The 3,033-nt window shown below is 37.5% G+C and carries 3 protein-coding genes; all 3 read left to right on the forward strand.

The genetic code is table 11. The features are described from left to right. The first annotated feature begins 209 nt into the window (after positions 1-209). The gene (locus DXD92_RS19215; protein ID WP_256372495.1) at positions 210-335 is read left to right on the forward strand and encodes a hypothetical protein; all 126 of its coding nucleotides are present in this window, start codon (positions 210-212) and stop codon (positions 333-335) included. A gap of 161 nt (positions 336-496) precedes the next feature. Further along, positions 497-1,360 carry an Abi family protein gene (locus DXD92_RS15790; RefSeq protein ID WP_238033768.1) on the forward strand — a complete coding sequence of 288 codons (864 nt, stop codon included), beginning with the start codon at positions 497-499 and terminating at the stop codon, positions 1,358-1,360. 90 nt (positions 1,361-1,450) lie between these two features. Next, positions 1,451-3,033, forward strand: a 1,583-nt coding sequence (locus DXD92_RS15795) for a recombinase family protein (protein ID WP_147399311.1), incomplete at its 3' end; no start/stop codon positions are given.

Genomic DNA, 3,033 nt, shown 5'->3' on the forward strand with positions numbered 1-3,033 from the left:
TAGAAGAAAAATCGCATCGATTCAATAGAAATTCCCCTTTCGTAGTTAAGATTGAGTATATCTATCATAACACGAACATACATTCGATTCAAGAAAATACGGATATTTTTAAAGTGATTGTGTCAATTTACAATCAATTTCTATTCAATGTGGTTTTCCAGCAGGTTCTGTAAAATAAGCTCAGATCAAAACAATGACGGGAGGAGCTTATGCAACAGAATATTGAATTTGAGCGGTGCATTGATTTTCTGGTACGGATGCTTGATAAGTACGGCGATGAAGTCCTCCGGGAGTTGGAGGAAGAAAAACAGAATAAAGAAGAAAAAACAGCATAGAATACTTCTGAGCGGGTATGGCTAAGAATGTTTTGGCGTATTGACAGGACATTTAAAATGACGTATACTAAGCTCAGTGATCGTTCTGTAGAAACTTGCGAAGCCTACAGGCGGGGGAGAGCCTGCGGGTCTCTCCCTCTTTTGTTTTAAGGAGAAATGATATGCAGACACCGAAAAAATTCTCTTCTTTTAGTGATCAGGTTTCCTGGATCAGTGACGAAAAGGGAATAAAAATAAACGACAGAGAATATGCAGAAGAGATGTTACGCCAAATAGGATATTTTCCTCTTATGGGAGGATATAAACATCTTTTTAGAATATCGAATACAAAGAAATATAAAGCAGGAACAAGTTTTGAAGAAATAGTCAGTCTGTATAAGTTTGATGCAGAGCTTAGAGAGTTGTTCTTTAAATATTTACTGCAGGTTGAGCGACAGATGCGTTCTTTGATGTCATACTATTTTACTGAAATGTATGGAGCAGAGCAGAAGCAGTACCTGGATGCTAATAATTATAATCATACAAAAAGAAATCATGCAACAATCGTAAAGTTGATAGCGACCTTGAAACGGGCAACAACGACCACAGATTATACATATATCAATTATTATCGCAAGACATATGGTGAAATTCCATTATGGGTTTTGGCGAATGTACTTACGTTTGGAAATTTATCAAAAATGTTCCGAGTATTTCCTCAATCCTTAAAATCAAAAGTATCAAAAAACTTTGAACCTTTGAATCAGCATCAGATGGAGCAGTTTCTATCGGTTCTCACGAAGTATAGAAACGTATGTGCACATGGAGAACGACTGTTCACATACAGAACGGTAGATGCTATTGCGGATACACCGCTTCATAAAAAACTTTCATTGCCACAGAGTGGGAATCAGTATGAAAAAGGAAAACTGGAAAAATATTACCAGATACCATTTAAAGTAAAGAAAAATCCTCTAAGAGATAGTGAAATACCTATTGTCTTAGGGGATTTTTTTGTATTAATTATAGGATTGACAAAGAAATGAGTCAATAAGAAAATAAGTATTGAAAATAGTTGGAACAAGTACTAAAATAAAGTTGGGACAATAAAACGGAGTTATACTGCGAGGAAGATTATGAAGAATAAAAAGATTAAATGCGATATATATACCAGAGTATCCACAACCATGCAGGTGGATGGCTACAGTCTGGATGCTCAGAAAGAAAAACTCAAGAGATATGCAGAATTTCAGAATATGGAAATCGTAAATGAGTATTCCGATGAAGGTAAGTCTGGAAAGAGCGTAGAGGGCAGACTGGAATTTCAGAGAATGTTAGATAATATTGAGAATGGAACAGATGAGGTACAGTTTGTACTGGTGTTCAAGCTTTCCAGATTCGGTCGTAATGCGGCAGATGTATTAAACTCTTTGCAGAGGATGCAGGATTTTGGAGTGAATCTGATCTGTGTTGAAGATGGGATTGACAGCTCAAAAGATAGTGGAAAGCTGATGATTTCTGTTCTGTCTGCGGTGGCAGAGATCGAACGAGAGAATATCCTTGTTCAGACAATGGAAGGACGTAAGCAGAAAGCAAGGGAAGGAAAATGGAACGGCGGGTTTGCTCCATATGGCTATGAATTGGTAAATGGAGAATTGCAGATCGCAGAGGACGAAGCAGAGATTATTCGTCTGATCTATGATAAATTTATTCATACAAATATGGGAATTTCTGCGATTGCTGCATGGCTGAACCAGCATGGATATAAAAAGAAAAAACGACAGAATAATACACTGGACGCATTTGCCGCTTCATTTATAAAAGGCGTTCTGGATAATCCGGTATACTGTGGAAAGCTGGCTTATGGACGAAGGAAGAACGAGAAAGTATCTGGTACAAGAAATGAATACCGTATTGTAAAGCAGGAAAATTATATGCTACACGATGGTATCCATGAAGGAATCATTTCAGAAACAGACTGGGAGCTGGCACATCAAAAACGGGAAAAAACAGGTGTGAAATATGAAAAGACACATAGTCTCGAGCATGAGCATATTTTATCCGGAATATTGAGATGCCCGTTATGTGGAAGCGGTATGTATGGGAATGTGAACCGAAAGAAAAAGAAAGACGGAACCTTATATAAGGATTATTTCTATTATGCCTGCAAACATCGTCGCCTGGTAGACGGTCATAAATGTGGATATCGTAAACAATGGAGCGAGGAGAAGATTAATAATGCAGTGGAAGAAGTTATTCGGAAGCTGGTGAAGAATCCTAAATTCGAAGAAGCAATTCTGAATAAAATCGGTTCAAGAATAGATACAGAAGAAATAGAAAAAGAGATTGAAGGATTAGAAAAGCAGCATAAGCAGCTGACAGGAGCAAAAGCAAGACTCGGACAGCAGATGGATAGTCTGGATATCATGGATAAATTTTATGAGAAGAAATATCAGGATATGGAGACAAGGTTATACCGTTTGTATGATGAGATTGAAGGCGTGGAGAACAGTATAGAAGAAGTCAAGAATCGCCTGCTGAATATTCAGCAACAGAAAATATCAGAAGAAAACGTCTATCAATTTCTTTTATATTTTGATAAACTATATGATAAGTTCACCGACCTGGAGAAGAAAGAATTTCTTAACAGCTTTGTAGAACAGGTGGACATTTATGAGCAGGAGCAGCCGGATGGCAGATTCCTGAAGCACATAAAGTT

The organism is Blautia sp. TM10-2 (genome assembly GCF_003480845.1).
Classification (GTDB): domain Bacteria; phylum Bacillota; class Clostridia; order Lachnospirales; family Lachnospiraceae; genus Fusicatenibacter; species Fusicatenibacter saccharivorans.

Coding starts and splice junctions, on each gene's coding strand:
- DXD92_RS19215 (WP_256372495.1), top strand. CDS start 210: ATGCAACAGAATATTGAATTTGAGCGGTGCATTGATTTTCTGGTACGG.
- DXD92_RS15790 (WP_238033768.1), top strand. CDS start 497: ATGCAGACACCGAAAAAATTCTCTTCTTTTAGTGATCAGGTTTCCTGG.